A 23,090-nucleotide genomic window follows, 5' to 3' on the forward strand; every position below is an offset into this window, starting at 1 on the left:
GCCCATCGCGGCGCGCAGCGCGTCGGTGTCGAGGTCTCCGGACAACCGCAACGTCGTCGCCAAGTTGTAGACCGCCGAGGGACCCTGCAACTGCTCGAGGAACCACAGTCGGGTTTGGGCGAACGACAGCGGAATCACCGCCGGGCGTTCACCCGCCACCAGCGGCTCCAGCCACCCCGCACCCACGCTGATGCGAGGCGCCAGCTCCGCGATCGTGGGTTCTTCGAACAGAGTCCGGACCGCAAGGTTGGCGTGCAGGCTTGCGTTGATGGCGGCAATGAGCCGCATCGCGGTGATGCTGTCCCCGCCGAGCTCGAAGAAGGAGTCGTCGGCACCGACTTGGTCGACGCCCAGGATTTGCGCGTAGATCCCGGCCAGGATTTCCTCGACTGGGCTGGCTGGCGCGCGGTAGACACCGACGGCGTATTCGGGCGCGGGCAGTGCGCGCGTGTCGAGTTTTCCGTTGGGGGTCAGCGGCAGCGCGTCGAGCACCATGATCGCGGCGGGGACCATGTAGGCCGGGAGTCGATCGGAGAGTGCGGCGCGCACGTCGGCCGGATCGGCGTCACCGGTCACGTACCCGATCAGTCGTTTGTCGCCGGGGCGGTCCTCGCGCGCGATCGCGACGGCCTGCCGGACCCCGTCGAGCGCGCTCAATGCGGCTTGGACGTCGCCAAGTTCGATGCGGTAACCACGGATCTTGACCTGCCCGTCGGCCCGGCCCAAGTACCGCAGCTGGCCATCGGCGCCCCAGCACACCAGGTCCCCCGTGCGGTACATGCGCTGCCCGGGCGCCCCGAACGGGCATGCCACGAAGCGGGATCCGGTCAACGGCGGCCGGCGCAGGTAGCCAACACCCAGCCCGGCGCCCGCCACGTACAACTCGCCGACCACTCCTGGCGGCACCGGCCGCAACAGGCCGTCCAGCACGAACAACGCCGCCCCCGGCACCGGCGACCCGATGGGCACCACACCGGTTTCCGGCGCGAGCGGGGCGCTGATCGCCACGCACATCGTGGTCTCGGTCGGCCCGTAGGCATTGACCATGACCCGCCCGAAGGACCACCGGTCCACCACCTCCGGCGGGCAGGCCTCTCCGACCACCACCAGCGTCACCGACTCCAGCCCCTGCGGCGACAGCGCCGCCACCGCGGACGGGGTCTCGGTCAACACCGTGACCCCTTCGGCGACCAATATCGCGTGCAAGTCCTTTGCCGAACGCGCGACCGCGTCCGGGATCACCGCCACCCGGCCGCCCCTCAGCAGCGCCCCGAAGATCTCCCACACCGACGCATCGAACGCCAGCGAGTGGCCGTGGCTCCACACCCCGGCCGCAGGCAGACCGGCGTCCAGCGACCCGAGCAGCTGAGTCACGTTGGCATGAGTCAATCCCACGCCCTTGGGCACACCCGTGGTGCCGGAGGTGTAGATCACGTACGCGAGGTCGTCGGGGTCCGCTGCCGTGATGCTCGTATCCGGATCGGTGCCGACGGACGGGTCTGCGGGACCCTCGACGTCCACGACTACCCCGACGAATCCAGCCAGCCGATGTACGAACTCGCCGGTGGTGAGCGCCGCCACCGGTGCCGCGTCCGACAGCACGAACTCGATCCGCTCCGACGGCAGCCCCGGGTCGATCGGCAGGTACGCCGCCCCGGTCTTGAGGACCGCCAGAATCGCCGTGATCGCCTCGGCCGACCGAGACAACAGCAGCGCCACACACTGTCCCGGACCGACGCCGTGGCCGGCCAGCAAGTGCGCCAACCGGTTCGACGCCGCATCCAACTCTGAGTAGGTCATCGACCGGCCACTGCCACTGACCGCCACCGCCCCCGGCGTGCGGGCGACGTGAGTGGCGAACAGCTCCGGAATCGACGGATGTGCCGCCGGTTGGGTCAGCACCTCGCGATTGCCAATGGCATGAAGACGCACGCGCTCCGGTTCGGCAAGCAGATCCACCGACGACAACGCCCGCGTGGGGTCGGCGGTCATCGCGATCAACACGCGGCGCAACCGCTCCACCAACGTCTCGACGCTTGCCGCGTCGAACACATCGGTGCGGAATTCGACGATGCCACCGATACCGGCGGGCTCGCCTGTCACGTCCCGGCGTTCGGACAGGGAGAACGCCAGATCCATTCTGGCCGCTTGGGTGTCGACAGGCAGCGGTGTGACCTCTAGTTCGCCCAAGGCCAATCCGGCTGCGGTGTCATCGTTTTGCCATGGCAGGTTCTGCCAACCCAGCATCACCTGCACCAGCGGGTGGTGGGTGAGACTGCGGGCGGGGTTGAGCCGCTCCACCAGGACCTCGAAGGGCACGTCTTGGTGCTCGTAGGCGGTCAGGCTGCGGGCCCGCACCTGGGCCAGGAGCTCGGCGGCCGTGGGGTTTCCGGTCAGGTCGACCCGCAGCACGAGGGTATTGACGAAGAAGCCGACGAGGTCGTCGAGCGCGGGATCGCGGCGACCGGCGATCGGGAAGCCAACGGCCACATCGGAACTGGCGCTCAGGTTGGACAACAGCACCGCTAGGGCGGCCTGTATCACCATGAAGCTGGTCGCGTTGTGCTCACGGGCCATCCTGGCGATCTGCTGCTGCACCTCGGCGGGCCAATCCACCTCGACCGTGGCGCCGCGCTGATCGGCCACCCGCGGGTACGGCCGATCCGTTGGCAGGTCGAGATGTTCCGGTATGCCGGCCAGGGCGTCTTCCCAATAGGCCGCCTGCGCGGCGATCGGGCTGTCGGGAGCATCGAGTTCGCCAAGTTGCGCGCGCTGCCACAGCGTGTAGTCGACGTACTGCACCGCCAGCGGGGCCCAACCGGGCGCGTGCCCGGCACACCGGCTGGCATACGCCATTCCCAGATCGGCAACCAAGGGCCGCAGCGACCATCCATCGGCGGCAATGTGGTGCACCACGGCCACCAGCATGTGTTCGTCGTCGCTCGACCGGAAGAGGCTGGCCCGCAAGGGGATTTCCGCGGACAAATCGAAGGCGTACTGTGCCGCCGCGCGGACGGCGTCGGCGAGCCGGTCTTCGGGCCATTCACCGGCATCGACCGTTTCCCAGCCGACGTCGACCTGTTCGGTGGGAATGATCACCTGCGCAGGAACGCCGTCCGTCGAGGTGAAGACGGTGCGCAGGCTTTCGTGGCGGGCGACCACATCGGAAAGCGCCGCGTGCAGCGCGTCGGCATCGAGCGGCCCGCGCAGCCGCAGCGCCACCGCCATGTTGTAAACCGGTGACGGGCCTTGCAATTGGTCGACGAACCACAGTCGGTTCTGGGCGAACGACAACGGAATGGTCGCGGGCCGCTCCCCCGCCAGCAACGGCTCCCGGGGCGACGCGCCCTTGCCGACCCGCGGCGCCAACCGGGCAACAGTGGGCGCCTCGAACACCGTCCGCACCGGAAGGTCGACGCCGAGGGCGGCGTTGATCGCCGCAATCAGGCGCATCGTCGACAGTGAATCCCCACCGAGGTCGAAGAACGAGTCATCGACCCCGACCCGTTCCACTTCGAGCACCTGCGCGTAGATGGCGGTCAGAGTCTCCTCGATTGCACCGTCCGGGGCACGGTAACGCGCAGCGTCCTGGTAATCCGGCGCAGGCAGCGCACGAGTGTCCAACTTGCCGTTGACCGTGACGGGCAGCACCGGCAACCCGACCACCGCAGCGGGCACCATGTACGCAGGGAGATGCTTGGCCACTGCACTGCGCGCCGCGATTGGGTCAGCGGTACCGGTGATGTAGCCAACCAGCCGTTTGTCACCGGGGCGGTCCTCGCGGGCGATCACCACCGCCTGCTCCACCCCGGCCACCGCTGCCAAAGCCGAACGCACGTCACCCAATTCGATGCGGTAGCCGCGGACCTTGACCTGCTCGTCGGCACGCCCGAAGTAGTCCAGCTGCCCATCGGGGCGCCAGGACACCAGGTCCCCGGTGCGATACATCCGCGTGCCCGGCTGCCCGAATGGGCAGGCCATGAATCGCGACGCCGTCAGCGCCCCTTGACGCCAATAGCCGATGCCGACACCGCGACCCGTCAGATACAGTTCACCGACCACCCCGGGTGGCACGGGCCGCAACCATTCATCGAGCACGAAGAATGCCGCCCCCGCCGTCGGCGAACCGATCGGCGGAGCACCGGACCCCGGCTTCAGCGGTGTGCTCTTGCACAGCCACATCGTCGTCTCGGTCGGACCGTAGACGTTGACCATCACCCGACCCGGCGCCCACCGATCCACCATCTCCGGCGGACACGCCTCGGCGCCGATCACCAACGCCACCGACTCCAAGCCCTCCGTCGACAACACCGCTGCCGCAGAAGGCGTTTGGGTCAACACCGTGACCCGCTCACGAACCAGCAGATCGTGGAAGTCCTCCGTCGAGCGTGCCACCGCATCGGGTACCACCACCAGCCGCCCACCGTGCAGCAGCGCACCCCAGATCTCCCACACCGAGAAGTCGAACGCATATGAGTGGAATTGCGTCCACGCCTGTTGCGGTGCCAGATCTGGGCCCAGTTCGAAGCCGATCTCCAACCCCTGGAACAACTGGGTGACGTTGTACTGGGTGACGGCCACGCCCTTGGGCATCCCGGTGGTGCCGGAGGTGTAGATGATGTGGGCCACGTCGTCGGGTGCCGGGCCGGGTGGTGCCGTGGTGGGCTGGGTCTCGTTGACGGGGGCATTGAGATCGAGGTCGATGAGGTTGACGCCGTACCCGGCGAACCGGTCCGCCTGATCACTCGTCGTGACCGCGGCGACCGGCGCGGTGTCGGCGAGCATGAACTCGATCCGCGCCGACGGCAGCGCCGGGTCGATCGGCAGATAGGCCGCGCCCGACTTGAGCACCGCCAGGATCGCCACGACGGCCTCGGCCGACCGCGGAAGCATCAGCGCCACAGCCTGTCCCGGTCCTGCGCCGCGGCTGACCAAGAGGTGAGCCAACCGGTTCGACACCTCGTCGAGTTCCCGGTAGGTCAACGACCGCGCCTCGCACACCAGCGCCACCGCCTCCGGAGTGCGGGCCACCTGCGCGGCGAACAACTCCGGCACCGTCGCAACGGCGGCAGGCCGGCTCAATACCTCGCGGTTACCCCAGCGGTCCAACCGGCTACGTTCCAACTCGTCGAGCAGATCCGCCGACGACAGCCGCCGCGACGGATCAGCGGTGAGCGCCGACAACACGCGCTCGAACCGGCCGATGAGCGCCTCGACACTCTCCGCGTCGAACACGTCTGTGCGGAACTCCACCATCACGTCGAGTCCCGCGGGCTCTGCGCCCTCACCCCACCGCTCGCCCAGCGAGAAGGCCAGATCCATCCGGGCGGTCTTGGTATCCACCGACAACGGTGTCACCTGCAAGTCGCCCAACGCCAACCCGGCGGCGTCGTTCGTCTGCCAGGAGAAGTTCTGCCAGCCCAACAACACCTGAACCAGCGGGTGGTGGGTCAGGCTGCGGGTCGGGTTGAGGCGTTCTACCAGTGACTCGAAGGGCACGTCTTGATGCTCGTAGGCGGCCAGGCTGCGCCGGCGCACCTGGGCCAGCAGCTCGACGAAAGTCGGGTCACCGTCTGGATGTTCTCCCAAGTCGACACGCAACACCAAGGTGTTGACGAAGAAGCCGACCACGTCGTCCAGCGCTGCATCTCGACGCCCAGCGATCGGAAACCCAACCGCGACATTGGAAGTCGCGGTGATGTTGGCGAGCAAAGCGGCAAAAGCGGCCTGGATCACCATGAAGCTGGTCGCGTTGTGTTCGCGTGCCACGCGGCGGACCTGTTGCTGTAGCTCCACCGGCCACTGCACGGACACGCGGGCACCGCGGTGATCGGCCACCGGCGGGTAGGGCCGATCGGTCGGAATCTGAAGCCGTTCGGGCAAGCCGGCCAGGGCCTCTTCCCAATAGTCCAGCTGCGCGGCGATCGGGCCGTCACGGTCGTCGAGCTCGCCGAACTGCGCGCGCTGCCACAGGGTGTAGTCGACGTACTGCACCGGCAGCGGCGCCCAACCGGGGGCCTGTCCCGCACAACGGCTGGCATAGGCCAGGCCGAGATCACGCACCAACGGCGCGATCGACGAGCCGTCGGCGGCGATGTGATGCACCACCGCCACCAGCACGTGATTGTCGTCGGCTACCCGGAAGAGGGTGGCATGGAAGGGGATCTGGGTGGTCAGATCGAACGTGTAGCGGGCCGCCGCGCTCACGCCGTCATCCAGCCGGTTGGCCGACCATCCACCGGCATCGATTGTGTCCCAGCCGATGTCGACCTGCTCGATCGGCAGGACGATCTGCGCAGGTGTGCCCTCCGGGGCGGCGAACAGGGTGCGGAGGCTTTCGTGGCGGGCCACGACGTCGGCCAGCGCGGCGTGCAGCGCATCGGCGTCCAGCCGCCCACGCAGCCGCAACGCCACCGCCAAGTTGTAGATTGCCGAGGGTCCCTGCAGTTTGTCGAAGAACCACAACCGATTCTGGGCGAACGACAATGGCACCACCGCGGGCCGCTGACCCGCCACCAGCGGTTCCAGCTGGGCCGCATCGCCGCCGATGCAGGGTGCCAACTCGGCAACCGTGGGCGCCTCGAATACGGTGCGCACCGAAAGGTCGACGTCCAGGCTGGAATTGATGGCACCGATCAGTCGCATCGCGGACAGCGAGTCTCCGCCAAGGTCGAAGAACGAATCGTCCACTCCGACCCGCTGCACGCCAAGGACGTCGGCGTAGATATCGGCCAGAATCTCTTCGACCACGCCCGCCGGTGCACGGTAGCCGTCGCCGTCGGAGTACTCGGGTGCGGGCAGTGCCTTGCGGTCCAGCTTGCCCGAGGAGGTCAAGGGCATCTCGTCGAGTACCACGATGTGTGGCGGCACCATGTAATCAGGCAGCCACGTGCTCAATCGCTGACGCACCGCGCTGATCTTGGTGCTGCTGTGGGGTTCGTTGGCGTGCACGTGCTGATGTACGACGGGTAGGTACAGGTCGGTCAGGACCGTGTCGTCAGGCGTGACGAAAACAGCATCGACGGTGCCGGGCGCCCGACCCCAGGTGATGGCGACACGGTATCCGGCAGCCTCACCGAGGCGGTGCAGCTGTTCGGTTGTGGCGTTGTGTGTTTCGGGATCATCGGCCAGCGCGCCGGCCAGCGGATGGGGCGAGCGAAGCGACGGGAGAATCGACAACCCGGAACCCAGAGCCTTCTCGAGTCGAACGTCTGTCATCACACCGGCACGCGGAATGTCGGTAATGCGGACCGCATCGGGACGCTGGACGGCCAATCGGTCTTGCAGATCGATTGCGTCCGACCATGGCCAGATGGGGGTTTCGGCCAGTGAGTGCACAAGGGCGGGCGCCTCGTGGATGACCACGTCGTAGCGGTAGCGGTTCAGTTCGTTGTCGGCAGATCCACGTTTGACTCGAATGTCGAGTCCGACCGCCGACCCGTGTTGGGCGGCCCACGTGGTGAAGAATTCTGGGGACAGCAGTAATTCGGCTTCACCAAGGACGGCGTGTTCGACTCGCTGGCGGATCACCGCGGCATCGATGGTGGCGGTGGAATCGGTGCGGGCCACCGCGATCGCGGTCTGGAACGCGTTCTGCAGGCTGTGATTACGGACGTCGCCGATGAACAGCGCTCCACCGGGGGCGAGCAGATCCACGGCGTTGTCGATGACCTCGGTCAGATACGCCGCATTGGGGAAGTACTGGACGACCGAGTTCACGATGATGGTGTCGAAGTATCCCCGCGGCAGCCCTTCGGTGTCGTGAGCAGGGCGGGTCAGCAGCTCGACGCGGTCGCGCCAAGGAATCTTCAACTCCTGCAACTCATGTGCGAGCTTGTCCACGGCCGCCGCCGAGACGTCAGTGGCGACGTAGCGTTCACACTGCGGAGCGATCTGGGACAACACCAGCCCGGAGCCTGCGCCGATCTCCAACACCCTGCGCGGCTGCAGGGCCATGATCCGATCGACCGTGGCCGAGCGCCACTCCTCCATCTCCTCGAGCGGAATGGGCTCACCGGTGTAGCTGCTGTTCCAGCCCCGGAAGTCCATCCCGAACTCGGGCGCCTCGCCGTCCGCGCCGTACAGCTCGTCGTAGATGCTCTGCCACTCACCGACGATCTCCGCGTCGTGGTCGGTGTCGCGGTTGGCGGTCGATGCGTGCTCGAAGGTGATGTAGGCGACCAGCTGGGAGCCGGTGGTGCCGTGGTGCACGGTGGCGGCCGCCTGGCTGACCTGTGGGCAGGCCAGCAGGGCGCTCTCGATCTCGCCGAGCTCGATCCGCTGTCCGCGCAACTTGATCTGCGTGTCGACGCGACCCAGATAGTCAAGGGTGCCGTCCGGATTCCACCGCGCCAGGTCACCGGTGCGATACATGCGCGTGCCGTGCGCCGATTGCGCGCCATGGGGATTGGCCACGAACCGTTCGGCAGTGAGCTTCACGCGGCCCAGGTAGCCGTGGGCCAGGGCCGGCCCTGCCAGATACAGCTCGCCCACCACACCGATGGGCGACGGGTTCAACTGCGCGTCGAGCACCAGCGTCCGCACGCCCGCAATCGGGGTGCCGATGTTGACCCGTCGAGTGGGCGACAGAGGCGCGCCGGTTGCCCAGATGGTGGCCTCGCTGGGGCCGTACGCGTTGAACATGCGACGGCCCGGCGCCCAGGCGTGCACCAACTCGTCCGGGCAGGCCTCCCCGCCCGTGATGAGCGTCGTCAGGTCGTCCAGGCGTGCCCGATCCAGTGACGCCACCACCGTCGGGGTCAGCAGTGTCGCACTGACCCGGTGCCGCTGCATCAGTGCGGTGAGCGACTCACCGGCATACACATCCCGGGGCGCCACCACCAACGCGGCACCCGAGCCCGTCGCCATCAACATCTCGAACAGGGACGCATCGAACGTCGGCGAGGCCACCATCAGGACCCGGTCGGCTGCGCCCAATCCGTACATGTTGCGTTGCGCCGCTACGAATCCCAGCAGACCGGCATGGCTGACTGCCACACCCTTTGGCTCGCCGGTCGACCCCGACGTGAAGATGACATAGGCGGTGTTGTCCACGGCCAGCGCCGCAAGTCGGTCGCCGTCGGTGATTGTCTCCGCGCTGTATTCGGACAGATCCAGACCGTCGAGGCGCACCACCTGGCGCGGCCCGGCGCCGGCAACCGTGTCGGCATCGCACGTCAACACGCACACGGCCGCAACCGAATCCAACACGGTGGCGATCCGTTCGACGGGATGCGTACGATCCACCGGAACGTAGATCCCGCCGGCCTTGATCACCGCCCACCATGTCACCGCCAGTTCGGCGCATCGGTCCACGGCCACGCCGACGGCACGCTCCGGACCGACTCCCGCCTCGATCAGCAACCGCGCCAACCGGGTCGACCACTCGTCGAGTTCGCGGTACGACCAGCTGCGGGCGCCGTCGACGATTGCCACCGCCTCGGGGTCGGCCGCAACGGCCGTGGCCAGCAGCTGCGGCGCCGTCGCGATCGGCGCCAGTTGTCCGGCGCCAGACCAACGCTGCAACTGAGCCTGCTCGCCGGCATCGAGCAGGTTGATCGACAACAGCCTCCGCGTCGGATCGGCGGTCATCACCACCAGGAGCCGGCTCAACCGTTCGGTCAGCCCCTCGATGCTGGCCTCGGTGAACACGTCGGTGTCGTATTCGAGGTGCAGGCTGAGTTCGCGGCCGGGCAGGGCTTCCACCGTCAGCGGATAGTGGTTGTATTCGCGGTTGGTGAACTCGGCGATACCCAACTCCTGGTGACCCCATGGCACGCTGGTGTCGACCGGGTAGTTCTCGTACACGAAGAGGGTGTCGAACAACATCTCGTGGCCGGTGGCGCGGTGAATCTCGCTGAGCGCCAGGTGCTGGTGCTCGAGTGTGTCGTTGTGGGCGGTCTGCAGCTGCTCGAGCAGATCGGTGGCAGTGGTCGCCGCGGTGATGTTGGCGCGCACCGGCACCGTGTTGATCAGCAGGCCGACCATCGTCTCCGCGTCGGCCACCTCGAGTTGGCCCAACCGGGACCGCGCCGTTCCGAAGGCAACGTCGTGCTTGCCGGTCAACGAGGACAGCAGCACCGCCCAGGCGGCCTGCAGCACGGTGCTGACGGTGGTGTGAGACGAGCGGGCCAGTTCGCCAAGTGCCTGCGTGGTCTGTTCGGGTACCTGGAACGACGCAAACCCTCTGCGCCCGAGCCCCAACCGATCTTGCAGCCGATTCTGGGGACCGACCAGTGCGGGTGTGTCGAAGCCTGCGAGGACGTCGCGCCAGGCTTCGCGGGCGGCATCGAGGTCTCGGTCGGCCAGCCAGGTGATGAACTTCCGGTACGACGCGGCCGGGGGTAGTCGATGCCCGCCATACCCGGCGAAGATCTCGTTCAGCAGGATCGGCATCGACCAGCCGTCGAGCACGATGTGGTGATTGGTCAGCACGAAACGGTGCCGATCCTCGGCGATGCGGATCAGTACGGCGCGAAATGCCGGCTGGTCCGCGAGATCGCAGACGGCGGCGCGCTCGGCGGCGCAGAGCCGCTGAATCTCGTCCTCGCCCAGATCACCCTTGGCGCCGGGATCACTGAAATCCAAGTACCGCCAGGCCATTACGGGATCGGCCAGGATGATCTGCACCGGCTCGTCGAAGTCTTGGCAGAACTGCGCCGCCAAGTGGGGATGCCGGGTCACCACCGCATGCACCGCGTCGCGCAACCGCTGCGGGTCGAGGGCACCGGTCACGGTGAAGTCGAGTTGCACCGCATACATGTCGGCCGTGTCATCGCCGGGCAGCGCGGTGCGGGTGTGGAAGAGCAGTCCCTGCTGCAGGGGCGTCAGCGGCAGAATGTCGGCGATCCGGTATCGCCGCGCCAACTCGTCGATCTGCGGTTGGCGCAGCCGTGCCGGTGCGATGTCGGATGGGGTCAGCCCGCCTCCACCGGCACGCACGTGCGCGCAGATGCCGGCCAGGGCGTCGAACCACAGTCGGCTCAACCGGGTGATCTCGGTGTGATCGAGTGCGGAGGTGGCCCAGGTCCAATCGGCTTGTAGTTGCGGACCGGCGTCGGTATCGACGGTGCCTGCGTTGAGCTCCACGGTGTGAAACAGTGGCAGGGGCGCCGCTGCTGCACCGGTCAACGACAGACCATCTTGGCCGAAGCGCCAGAGACCTTCGGCCCCTTGGATTGCCGGGAAGCCCAGGCGTCCAAGGTAGTTGAATCCGATGGTCGGGTCGGCACCGTCCAGGCCGGCCTCGGCGTTGAGGTAGCGCAGCAGTCCGTAGGTCAGGGGGTGCGGCAGTGCACGAAGTTGCTCCTTGACGTCCTTGATCGCCGCCCCCAGCGCCGCCTCACCGGCGATCACCTGCGCCCAGGACAGACGATCGCCCGACCCGCCTAGTTTCAGGGACACCGGGTACTTGCTGGTGAACCATCCCACGGTGCGGGACAAGTCCACGTCGGCGGCTATTTCTTCGTGGCGGCCGTGTCCCTCGACGTCGATGCCTATCGGTGTTGCGGGATTGCCAAGGAACTCCGCTACCGCCAAGGCGAACCCGATCAACAGAACGTCTTGAATCCCAGCATGAAACGCCGTCGGCACGTCTGCGAGCAGCGTGCGCGTGTTCTCGGCATCCAGCGTCAGCGACAGGCGCCCCGCCGTGAGGTAGGTATCGGTTTCGGGGCGCACACTGGGCAGCAGGGCCGGTGCTGCCGCCACCTGTCTCCAGGCGTCCGCCTGCTGCAGAACTTCACGGCGTTGTGCGTGCTCAGCGAGCAGGGACGCCCAGCGTTGAAACGACGTGCCGGAGCTCGGCAATGCTGCGTCCTGCCCGGAACGGTGCTGACTCCAGGAAATGTTGATGTCTTCCAACAAGATTCGCCAGGAGACGCCGTCGACCGCGAGGTGGTGAATGATCAGCACGAGTTGACCGCTGGTGGCCACCCACAGAGCGCTGAGCATCGCCCCGGCCGCTGGGTTCAACTGCGACCGTGCCTCTACCACTGCGGCATCGGACAGTTCGTCCAGCACGTGCAGGCAGTCGCGGGCCTGCACCGATCCCACATCGGGTACCTGCAGCGACCAATCTTGCGTGCCCTCGTCGACGACGCGCAGCCGCAGCGTCGCATGTCGATCCAGCAAGGCCTGCAGCACCACCACCACGTCGGCCTCGGTGGCTTCCGCCGGCGCCTGCACGATCAGGGTCTGGTTGAATTCGGCGGTCCATCCGCTCGTGCTTTCCAGGTTGGCCAGCCACTTGATGATCGGGGTGGCCAGTACCGGCCCGACACCCTCGTCGATGACGTCGGCTTCACCGTCTGCAGAGCCAACCACCAACGCCAGCCGGGCCACCGTCTGCTCGACGAAGACGTCGCGCGGCCGACACGTCAGCCCAGCGGCCCGCGCCCGCGCCGCGACCTGCATCGAGAGAATGCTGTCGCCGCCCAGTTCGAAGAACGAGTCGTCGACACCGACGACCTGCGGCGGTTCGACACCGAGCACCTCGGCATAGATGCCTGCCAAGATCTCCTCGACTGCGCTGCCCGGCGCCCGGTACTCCCCCGCGGTGTACTCCGGTGCAGGCAACGCCCGGGTGTCGAGTTTGCCGCTGGGTGTCAGCGGCAGCTCCGGCAGCACCATCACCGCGACGGGAACCATGTACCCCGGCAGCCGCGCCGCCAGCGTCGCACGAGCCTCCGCCGGATCGATGGTGCCGGTGACATAGCCGACCAGCCGTTTGTCCCCCGGACGGTCCTCGCGGGCGATCACCGCCGCCTGCTGCACCCCGTCGAGTGCGGCCAAAGCCGTTTGCACTTCGCCGAGTTCGATGCGGTACCCGCGGATCTTGACTTGTTCGTCGGCGCGCCCGACGTAGCGCAGCTGCCCGTCGGCGCCCCAGTACACCAGGTCCCCGGTGCGATACATGCGCTTTCCAGGTTGACCGGCTTTACCGAACGGGCAAGCCACGAACCGCGATGCGGTCAACCCCGTCCTGTGCAAGTACCCAACACCCAGTCCGTCACCGGCCACGTACAACTCACCGACGACCCCGGCGGGCACCGGCTGCAACCAGCCGTCCAACACGAATAGCGCCGACCCGGGCACCGGCGATCCGATCGGCGCCGCACCGGAGCCGGCGCTCAGCGGTGCGCTGATCGCCACGTAGATCGTGGTCTCGGTCGGGCCGTAGGCGTTGATCATCACCCGCGCTGGCCGACCTTGCTCCTCGCGTCCGCTGGGCGCCCACTTGTCCACCACCTCGGCGGGGCAGGCCTCACCGCCCATCACCAGCGCGGTCGATTCCAGCCCTTCGGCTGCCAACATCCCTATTGCAGAGGGAGTTTGAGTGAGAACGGTGACCCGTTGCGAAACCAGGAAGTCGTGAAATCCTTCTGGCTCGTGCGCCACCGATTCGGGCACCACCACCAGTCGGCCACCGCGCAACAACGCCGCGAAGATCTCCCATACCGAGAAGTCGAAGGCGTAGGAATGCCAATGCGACCACGCCTGCTCGGACGCCGCGGGCAAGCCGCCATCCTGCGACGCGATCAACTGCGTCAGGTTGTGGTGCGAAATCGCTACGCCCTTGGGCGTACCGGTCGTGCCGGAGGTGTAGATCACGTAGGCGACGTCGTCGGGGGCAGGGGTCCCCAGCCCGATATCGGGTTGGGTGTCTGCGGCAGGGGCAGCGGGATCACCGAGATCGATGACCGGCCCATCGAATCCGCCGAGTCGGTCGGCCAGATCGGCAGTGGTGATGGCGGCGAACGGTGCGGCGTCGGTGAGCATGAACGCGATCCGGGCCTGCGGCAGTGCCGGGTCGATCGGCAGGTAGGCCGCCCCCGTCTTGAGCACCGCCACGATCGCCGCGACGGCCTCGACGGAACGGGACAACAGCACCGCCACGCGTTGCCCTGGGCCCACGCCACGGTTGGCCAGTCGATGCGCGAACCGGTTCGAGGCCTCGTCGAGTTCGTGGTAGGTCAACGACCCACCCTCGCCGCTGATCGCCACCGCCTGCGGGGTGCGAGCCACCTGCGCGGCGTACATCGCCGGAACCGAGACCGGAGCCGTCGCCCCACGCGTCAAAGCCGCCCAGTTACCGATCTCTTCCAACCGGGCGCGCTCCGGCTGACCAAGCAGATCCAACGATGACAACTGCCGTGCCGGATCAGCGGTCATCGCCGCCAGCACCCGCTCCAACTGACCCGCCAGAACGGCGACGTCGAGGTTCGCAAACTGCTGTCCAGCGCCAAAGGTGTTGAGTAACAGCTCGTCACCGTCACCGGCAAAAGCGATGCCGAAGCCACGCCCGAGGCCGGAAATCAGTGACGCCGACGCCGCTACACCACCGAAGGGCACCGTGAATCCGGACGGGAGGAAGTCGACCACCACCCTGTCGGGCACCTCACCTGGGCCACGGAGGTGAGACTTGCGCTCCAGAGCTTGCACCGGATAGCGCTGATGCTGCAGCGCTTCACGGATGCGCGTGTCGACGTGCGCACAGAAGTCGGACACCGCAGATTCTGGCGAGAGTTGCAGCACCAACGGCACGACCCCGGCGACCATCGCGGGAAGAGTCTTCGACTCCGGGACTACGCGCCTGCTGACCGGGAAGTCGAGCACGACCTCCCTGCCCTCCGCCCTCCAGCCGCGAACGACGAGCGCGCAGGCCGCGGTGATCACCGTTGATCGGGGCACGTTCCACGCCTGGCACAGCTGCTCGACCCGGAGAAGGATCGCGGGATCCAATGGCACCGGCTCAGAAGACCGATACGGATCGCCTTCGCCCACGTCTTCGGGCAAACGACTGTCGTGTCCGGTCGCCGACGGAAGATTCGCAGTCCAATATGCCTGATCTTCTACATGGGATTCGGATGCTTCGTAATCCAGTTCGCAGTCAAGCAGATCCTGCAACGAACCGAAGATGGGTGGCGGAATCGGAGCGCCAGAAACAAGGGCAGAATAAACCGATGCAATCCGCCGGCAAACTAGCGCGAGACCATATCCGTCAATGACGATGTGGTGGCAGCAGACGTACAGATAGGTTTCGTCGTCTCGTACCTGAAACAACGCGAATCTGAACAATTGCCCGGTGAATGGCATCGGCGTGCTCTGAATCGACGTTGCCATCTCGCGAGCCTCCCGCATGGGTTGGCCCGAATTGCTCAGGTCGAAAATGGACAGCTCGACGTCTGGATAATCGACCGGCCGTTGGTACACGTGGCCATCTACCTCGACGAAGGCGGACCGGATTGGTTCGGCTTCTCCCACCACTCGACGGATCGCCCATTCGAGGGCATCGCGCTCGACCGCACCATCAATCCTTACGAATAGGCCGAGCTGCCACTCCGTTCCCGAGTTTCGCGTCTCCTGCGCTAGCCAGATGTCCAGCTGGCCGCGCGTGACTGGTCGTGTGTGATCGCCGAGCTCCATCCCTTACCTTCGAATTGAGACGGTAACGCGATCAGCCTCGCACGTTCTCAGACAACCTGTCGCGCAGACTCTTTGGCCGAATATCGGTCCACTCTTGGTCGATGTAGTCCAGACACGCGGCCCGGTCCGCTTCGCCGAAGACCACCCGCCATCCATCCGGAACATCAGAAAAGGTCGGCCACAGGCTGTGCTGCTCCTCCTCGTTGACCAGCACGTAGAAGCTGCCGTTGTCATCGTCGAACGGGTTGGTAGTCACGGTGTCCTCCAAGAGAATTGACGCTCAAGACAATTGACGTTTACCTGATCTCGGTTTACCTGCAGGCGCATGCTACCCGGCTGGCCTGAAATTGGCAGTTGAATGTTTCCTGGGCGGGCCCCGCAAGTACCGACTTTGAATTCATCCGAGTCAAACGTCGTCGCCGCCGACCTTGAAAGTCACATCACGCCGTCGCGGAACTGCACTGCACACGCCGATCATACGACGAAAGCGCCGTCATCGAACGGGTCGCGCGCGAGCACGCGCTCCACCCTCGCGATCACCTCGCCGCGATGCTGTTTTGTTTTCGCTCAACGCACAGAAGACGTCGCAAGAGACTACCCAGGATCGCTTCCGCAATATGTTCTTGACTCCCGAATTCAGCTGGGGGGTAGAGCGTTCGGTGCACCAGGCATTAGGCCCGCGAGTTGGTCGCGGCGGGGTGGTCCCCGTCTTGGCCATCGCCTTGTAGATGTGGTTTTCGACGGTGCGCACCGACAACGACAAGCGTTGTGCGACGGCGCGGTTGGTCAGTCCGTTCCGGATCAGCATCACGATCTCGCGCTCACGGTCGGTCAACGGCAGCCGCTCGACGGCTGGGCCAAGGGCCGGAGTCCTGGCGCCACCGCACCGCTCGGCAAGCGCCTGCGCTCGAACCGAACATGCAAGGGCAGACCCACGCAAGTCCTTCCGGCGATACACAATGCACGCATCAGCGGCGGCATCGGTGGCCGCCTCCAGATCACCCATCCGTTCGAAATCCTCTGAGACCAACGCTAATTCATCACCGCCGGCGGCATGCAAAGCCTCCGCGCAATGCGCCGCGATAGCTGCTCGAGGGCCCTCGACGTTCGCTTCCAGCTCAAGCAGCCGCGGCCCGCACGAGCGCTCACCGAACTGGACCGGTCTGTAGACACATCACCTCTGGAGCGAATTACCCATTGGCACTGGCAGTCTCGGCTGCCGCCAGGAACAGCGCTACGGCCTCGTTGACGGCACCGTGGCCCAGCGCCATCCACTCCCCCTGGGTATCTCATCACGGCCGGCGGGCCGCCTCTCGACCTCAGCGGGTGAGGCGTTCCTGGATGGGATCGCCGACGTCGGTGTTATCCGCGTTCACCACCGCCGTCTCCGAGGTGTCGTCGCTACTGCCGGACTTGCGGATGAACAACGCAAGAATGGCGCCGAGAGCACTAGCGATCGCCAACCCGTAGAGGCCCCAGGTCACTTGGCCGGTGGCTTCCTTGATGAGGCCGAAGCCATAGGGCGCGACGAAGCCACCAAGGTTGCCCAGCGAGTTGATGATTGCAACCGCCGGAGCGAGAACCATCGGGTGCAACATGGATTGCGGGAAGGCCCAGAACAGCGGGCTGGCGCTCTTGAAGCCCATGGCGGCGATGCAAAGGAACGCCAGGGCCAGCCATGGGCTGGCGATCGCCGCGAGGTAGGTGCCGACGGCGGCGGTGAGCAGCGCGATGATCAGGAGCGATCGGCGGCGGGCGGGGTTGTGGTCGCCGAGTCGCGAGGACAGATACATGGCGACCACGGCGCAGATCCAGGGCAGCGAGGACAGAAGGCCCACGGTGATGTCATTGGTGCCTTGGATGCGTCGCACGATCGATGGCAGCCAGAAGGTGTTGGCATAGATGGAGAGCTGAATCGCGAAGTAGATCCAGCAGAACAAGATCAGCTTCGGGTCGACGAGCATCTTCCACCGTGAACGGCCGTCGCCCATCCCGGACGTGGCGACTTTCTCCTCTTCCTCGCGATCGATCGTCGCGCTGAGGACTGTCCGCTCGTCGTGGGTGAGCCACGTGGCGTCGCCGATGTGGGAGTCCAGCATGAAATAGGCGATGATGCCGACAAGGACCGACAACGCGCCTTCGAGGCCGAACATCCACTGCCAGCCGTGCACTCCGAGCACGCCGTTGAGGGACAGGAGCGGCCCGGAGATCGGGCCGGAAATCGCTGCGGCCACGGAGGATCCGGCGACGAACAATGCCGTGGCCCGCCCGCGGTGAGAGTTGGGTAACCACTTGGCCAAGTAGAAGATGACGGCGGGGAAGAATCCGGCCTCGGCCGCGCCCAGTAGGAATCGCAGGACGTAGAACATCTCGGCGTTCTGCACGAAAGCCGTTGCCGCAGAGATCAAGCCCCAGCTGACCATGATGCGGGTGAGCCATATCCTGACCCCGAACTTCTCCATCATCATGTTGCTGGGGAGTTCGAAGATGGCGTAGGCGATGAAGAAGACGCCCGCACCGAACCCGTACGCCGCGGCACCGATTCCGACATCGGCCTCGAGGTACTTCTGGGCGTAGCCGATGTTGGACCTGTTCAACTGATTGCAGATCAGCATGATGATCAGCAGCGGAACGACTCTGCGGAATATCTTCGACACAGCCGAGTCCAGGCTGGACGGCAAGGCGAGAGTGGTCGACAACGGATCACTCCTCTCGGCTCGTTGACTCGGCAGTGATGCCCGTCAAGCAGGTGGAAGTGAGCGGTCTACCCCATCAGCGATGGCCGTGACGCCGCTCACAGGAGTCAACTTAAAGTCGACGACCTATGCGCGTCCAACATTGTTTTTGGATGCTGTGATTCAAAACCGGTATCACCGTCGGAGGCAGCTCAGCCTCCGTCGAACTGGGCGTCATCTCGAACAGCAGTTGCCCGTTACCGGGTGGGACGCAACTCTGTGAAGCTGTCCAGCAGGTCAGGCCGGGCGTTCTTCGGCAGCCCGTCAAGCGCGCCGACGAGGGCGGCCACACACATCTCGCGTATCTCATCGAGCGGCACGTCAGGCCTGTCGATCCACTCGAGCCACGCGGTACGCAGGAACAGGAGCCATGACCGCACGGCGATGGTCACCAATGGGTGAGGCGTCCGACCCTGTTCCAGCGCGCCGAGGATCCGCCGCTCCTGGATGTCATTGTCGCGCTTGATGATCGCGATCACTTCCGGGTCGGCGCTCGCTGCGCTGCGGTGTACCGCACGGGCGGCGTGAGAGTTGGCGCGACAATGGGAAAGGAAGGCGTCGATGCCGTGTCGGAGCTGCTCTAGCGGCGGCAACGCGGAGTCGGGAGCGGTGGCAGTTACCAGGTGTTCGACCGAGCGCTCGACGAGCGCGGCAAAGAATGCCGCCTTCGTCGGGAAGTAATGGTAAAGCAGCCCTCGCGAGACGCCTGCCATCTCCGCGACTCGCTCGATGTGGACACTCTCGTACGGCTCCTCGGCGAACAGCTCGGCGCCGAGGTCCAGCAGCTGGTCGCGGCGCAGCTCGGGAGCAAGTCGAGTTCGCGGCATCTTCAGATACTACTTGACACGGGTTCAGTAGCGCGCAACTATTACTGAACCAGTATCCAATAGGGGGATCTGATGCGAAACGACTGGCCGAACAACACCTTCCCTCACCCACCGCGGCGGCTGCCGGTCGTGGGCGACCTGCTCGGCATCAACCCGCGGAGACCGCTCGCGAGCGTCATGACCGCAGCCGAGGGACGCGGGCCGATCTTCGAGCTGGATCTGTTCGACCAAAAGTTCGTGTTCATCACCGAGGCCGAGCTCGCCGAGGAACTGTGTGACGAGAAGCGCTTTCACAAGAGCTTGCCGCCAGCTTTGATCGGTCTCCGGGAGTATGTCGGTGACGGCCTGTTCACGGCGCACGACCACGAACCCAATTGGCAGCTCGCGCACGACCTGTTGATGCCGGCGTTCACCAAGGCAGCGATGCAGCGCTATCACCCCGTGATGCTGCAGGTGGCCGCTGAACTGTTCGACCAGTGGGACAGCCACGAGGGCCCCGTGGACGTATCGGCCGACATGACTCGACTGACGATGGAGACGCTCGGGCGAACCTCGCTCGGTCAAGGGTTTGGGTCTTTTGACAGTGACCGTCGGCATCCGTTCGTGGACGCGATGATCGCTGCCTTGAAGACCGGGCAGCGGGCGGGCGCGCTATCGACGATGCCCGGTTCCTCGCTGTTGTTGGGCCTACTGCGCCGGCGCAACGCCAAGAAGCTGGCGTACGTCGAGAGCTTCCTCGATGACATCATCGCTGCGCGCCGTAGCGGCGAGGACACGAACGCCGACTTGCTCGGAATCATGCTGAGCAACGCGCACCCGGACACTGGCGAGACGCTGTCCGATCTCAACATCCGCTACCAGATCCTCACCTTTCTGGTCGCGGGCCATGAAACGACCAGTGGTGCACTGTCGTTCACGCTCTACTACCTCGCGCGCAATCCGGAAGCGCTGCGGCGGGCGCAAGAGGAAACCGACGCGATTCTGGGGCCCGACCGTGACGCGGAGCCCGAGTACGACCAGGTGGCGCGGTTCCGACACATACGGCGCTGCCTCGATGAGGCGCTCAGACTGTGGCCTACCGCGCCGGGGTTCGGACGCGGACCGCGGGAGACGACGACCATCGGTCACCGGTGGGAGATGCGGCCCGAGGATTGGGCGATCGTGCTGTTGCCCCTCGTGCATCGCGATCCGGCGCCGTGGGGCGAAGACGCCGCGGAGTTCGACCCGGACCGGTTCCTGCCGGGACGGTCGGATGGCCGAAACCCACACGCCTACCGGCCGTTCGGCACCGGTCACCGCGCTTGCATCGGTCGTCAGTTCGCGCTTCACGAGGCCGTGCTGGTGCTGGCGCGGTTGCTGCACCGCTACGACGTGGTTGGCGACCCGGCCTACCAGCTCCGGGTGAGCGAACGGCTCACGCTGATGCCGGAGGGGTTCGAGCTGACCCTCAGTCCGCGGGCGCCCGCGATGGCAACTGCGGTCCGTGCGGCGAGCGATACGGTGACGAGGTGCTGACCGGTCCTAGTCGCGACGACCGAGACCGCCCAGGATCAGGTTGAGGGTGAACGCGAATCGATCCGGGGCGCTGCCGGACGTCAGCTCGGCCGCGTGACGCTTGGTATGGGCGAAAGAGTCGGGCAGCGCGGCGAACCGGCGCAGCGTTTCGTCGCGACCGATGTCCAATCCTTCCGCGTCGACTCGCCTGTCGCGTAGCGACGATTCGAGGCAGAAGGCGTTGACGTAGAGGAACAGCGTGTCGATCGCCCACGCAGCGGTCTGTGGGTCGACGCCGCCCGCGAGCACGATGCCGAGCATGCCGTCGCTGATCCGCAGAGTTTCCAGGTTCGTTGGGGCAGTGCCGAGTGTCGCCAGGGAGATGCCGGGGTAACGCAGGTACTGATCACGGAGCTGGGTGCAGACATTGATGATCTGCTCACGCCAGGTGCGTGGGTTTGGTTCTGGGAGTTCGATTTCGGCACAGAGCCGTCCAATGAGGAGTTCGTCGAGGTCGTCCTTGTTGACGACGTGGGCGTACAGCGATGCTGGACCCGTTTCCAAGACACCGGCCACTCGTCGCATCGTCAGGGCGCCGTACCCGTCGCGCTCGATGATGCCGGATGCGGTATCGATGATCGCATCGACGGTGATGGGCTTCTTGCGCCCCGCCGACGATCCGCGCCGAGTAACACCGGTCTCGTCAGGCAGTGACTGCTGGTGCCGTGCTGCGCGTCGTCGCTCCGGGGGCGATGTCATGCACGCAGTCTAGACGCCAATCGATCATAGTTCTAGTTGACTCGATCACTGTTCCGTTATAGAACGGTGTTCGTGACTATGTCCACTCCCGATGACGTCGGCCGACGAGCATGGCTTCTGGCGCTAGCCATCTTCGTCACCGGTTCGGCACTGTGCGCTGCGGCATGGTCGGTCGAGTGGGGCTGCCACGCGTTCGAGATCACCTTCGCGTGGGTCCTCGGGCTGACCGTCCTGTCGTTCGTACCCGCGCTACTGCTGCCCGGCCGCGACCACCAACCCCGCTGAAAGACAAGGAACTCCGATGTGTACTGATATCGGCGACACCCACGACGTGCTCGTGGCAGGCGCCGGGCCGATAGGCCTGATGCTGGCGATCGAGCTTCAACTGGCAGGAGTCCGGGTACTCGTCGTCGAACGGCGGGAGAACCCCGACACCGTCGTCAAGGCGGAAGGGATCAACACCGCATCCATCGAGGCCCTCGATCGACGCGGCCTGCTTCCCGCGGTGGAGGACGTGGTGCGGCGGCTGTTTCCCGAACCCCCGAAGACCGCAGGCGTCGCCAGGGGGCACTACGCGCCGTTCGCCGGGCATTTCGGCGGGATTCAGGTCCCCGCAGGCCCCGTCGACAGGGACGATCCCCTGCTGCGCAACCGTGGCCAGGCCGGCTGGTATCTCCAGATCCCGCAGGTCGAGTTGGAGCGGGTCCTCGGTCAGCGCGCAGTGGAGCTCGGCGTAGAAGTGCGTCGCGGCGTCGAGTTGTGCGGGTTCGACGAGGACGGTTCCGGCGTGACCGTTCACCTCGCGGGGGGAGACGAGGTGCGCGCGGCGTGGCTCGTCGGGTGCGACGGCGGCCGCAGCCAGGTCCGGCGCCTGGCGGGCTTCGACTTCCCCGGCACCGACCCCGAGATCATCGGCCGCCAAGGGGTTTTCACCGTGGAGGGTGCCGAGCAGCTGAAGTCGGGCTGGCAGTACACCCCCACCGGCCTCTACGTCTTCGGACCCAAGCCGGGCCGACTGCGCACCATCGAGTTCGACGGCTCGCCCACGGACCGGGACGCACCGGTCACCGCGACCGAGATGGAGGACAGCGTGCGACGGGTCAGTGGCGTCGACGTCCGCATCACCGAGATCGCCAGCGCCGCGCGGTTCACCGACAACGCACGGCAGGCGACGACCTACCGGCGCGGTCGCGTGCTCCTGTGCGGGGACGCCGCCCACGTGCACTCGCCGTTCAGCGGGCAGGGCATGAACCTGGGGTTCGCCGATGCCGTCAATCTGGGCTGGAAGCTCGCCGCCACCGTGCAGGGGTGGGCGCCGCAGGGCCTGCTCGACACCTACACCAGTGAACGGCACCCGGTCGGCGCCTGGATTCTCGACTGGACGCGTGCTCAGGTGGCCGTGATGCGCGGCGACGCCGGCAGCAGTGCGCTCAGAAGCCTGCTCAACGACTTCCTCGGTACACGGGACGGCGCAACCCATTACGTGAAGCGGGCGTCCGGCCTGTGGCCGCGCTACGACTTCGGGGATCTCGAGACCAGTCATCCGCTGGTCGGCGCGATGGCGCCCAAGCTCCGACTGGACGACGGCACCTGGCTCGCCGACCATGCCCATACGGGCCGGACTTTGCTCGTCGATCTCACTGGGGACGAACGGCTTTCAGCCTTGGCCGAGTCGTACGCCGGGCGTCTGGAACTGGTCCGGGGTACCGCTGACGGCAGCGGGCTATGCGGCTTGCTGGTGCGTCCCGACTGCTTCGTGGCGTGGGCGTCGGCGGACGGCGCCAGTGATCTGGCCGGTTTACAGGCCGCCCTCACCCGCTGGTTGGGCGACAACAGTCGCGCCGACTGA

Annotated in this window: 10 protein-coding genes (1 of these 10 running past the window's edge); 4 read left to right on the forward strand and 6 right to left on the reverse strand. The window is 66.2% G+C overall.

Features of this window, described 5'->3' with window-relative positions:
* The 3 genes from HNP02_RS06015 to HNP02_RS42525 form a co-directional block, all read right to left on the reverse strand.
* A protein-coding gene (locus HNP02_RS06015) for a non-ribosomal peptide synthase/polyketide synthase (RefSeq protein ID WP_184436095.1) crosses the window boundary here: on the reverse strand, positions 1 to 15,426 show its start. It extends 16,164 nt beyond the left edge of the window; 15,426 of the gene's 31,590 nt are visible here — the first part of the coding sequence; it begins with the start codon at positions 15,424 to 15,426; its stop codon lies off the left edge, out of view.
* Between the two features lie 31 nt (positions 15,427 to 15,457).
* Positions 15,458 to 15,682, reverse strand: a complete 225-nt coding sequence (locus tag HNP02_RS06020) for an MbtH family protein (RefSeq protein WP_184436097.1) — start codon at positions 15,680 to 15,682, stop codon at positions 15,458 to 15,460.
* A gap of 237 nt (positions 15,683 to 15,919) precedes the next feature.
* Complete coding sequence (locus HNP02_RS42525; RefSeq protein ID WP_255506291.1) at positions 15,920 to 16,234, reverse strand: LuxR C-terminal-related transcriptional regulator; 315 nt, start codon at positions 16,232 to 16,234, stop codon at positions 15,920 to 15,922.
* Here HNP02_RS42525 and HNP02_RS42530 point away from each other — a divergent pair.
* Positions 16,157 to 16,450 (forward strand): hypothetical protein, encoded by a 294-nt coding sequence (locus tag HNP02_RS42530; protein WP_255506307.1) that lies wholly within the window; start codon positions 16,157 to 16,159, stop codon positions 16,448 to 16,450. The genes HNP02_RS42525 and HNP02_RS42530 overlap by 78 nt on opposite strands.
* Positions 16,451 to 16,745: 295 nt before the next feature.
* Here the strand turns inward: HNP02_RS42530 and HNP02_RS06030 are convergent, their stop codons facing one another.
* Both HNP02_RS06030 and HNP02_RS06035 read right to left on the reverse strand, forming a co-directional pair.
* Positions 16,746 to 18,125, reverse strand: a complete 1,380-nt coding sequence (locus tag HNP02_RS06030) for an MFS transporter (RefSeq protein WP_184436099.1) — start codon at positions 18,123 to 18,125, stop codon at positions 16,746 to 16,748.
* Positions 18,126 to 18,358: 233 nt separating this feature from the next.
* On the reverse strand, positions 18,359 to 18,988 hold the full coding sequence (locus HNP02_RS06035) for a TetR/AcrR family transcriptional regulator (protein WP_255506225.1): 630 nt from the start codon (positions 18,986 to 18,988) through the stop codon (positions 18,359 to 18,361).
* Positions 18,989 to 19,060: 72 nt separating this feature from the next.
* Here HNP02_RS06035 and HNP02_RS06040 point away from each other — a divergent pair, with 72 nt between their 5' ends.
* Positions 19,061 to 20,503, forward strand: a complete 1,443-nt coding sequence (locus HNP02_RS06040) for a cytochrome P450 (protein ID WP_184436107.1) — start codon at positions 19,061 to 19,063, stop codon at positions 20,501 to 20,503.
* A gap of 6 nt (positions 20,504 to 20,509) precedes the next feature.
* Here the strand turns inward: HNP02_RS06040 and HNP02_RS06045 are convergent, their stop codons facing one another.
* Positions 20,510 to 21,241 (reverse strand): TetR/AcrR family transcriptional regulator, encoded by a 732-nt coding sequence (locus tag HNP02_RS06045; protein WP_184436108.1) that lies wholly within the window; start codon positions 21,239 to 21,241, stop codon positions 20,510 to 20,512.
* Between the two features lie 78 nt (positions 21,242 to 21,319).
* Between HNP02_RS06045 and HNP02_RS06050 the strand changes: the two genes are divergently transcribed.
* Both HNP02_RS06050 and HNP02_RS06055 read left to right on the forward strand, forming a co-directional pair.
* Positions 21,320 to 21,526, forward strand: coding sequence for a hypothetical protein (locus tag HNP02_RS06050; protein WP_184436109.1), 207 nt, complete (start codon positions 21,320 to 21,322; stop codon positions 21,524 to 21,526).
* A 16-nt stretch (positions 21,527 to 21,542) separates the two neighbouring features.
* Complete coding sequence (locus HNP02_RS06055; protein ID WP_184436110.1) at positions 21,543 to 23,090, forward strand: FAD-dependent monooxygenase; 1,548 nt, start codon at positions 21,543 to 21,545, stop codon at positions 23,088 to 23,090.

Origin of the sequence: Mycobacterium sp. AZCC_0083 (assembly GCF_014202335.1) — a bacterium.
GTDB lineage: Bacteria > Actinomycetota > Actinomycetes > Mycobacteriales > Mycobacteriaceae > Mycobacterium.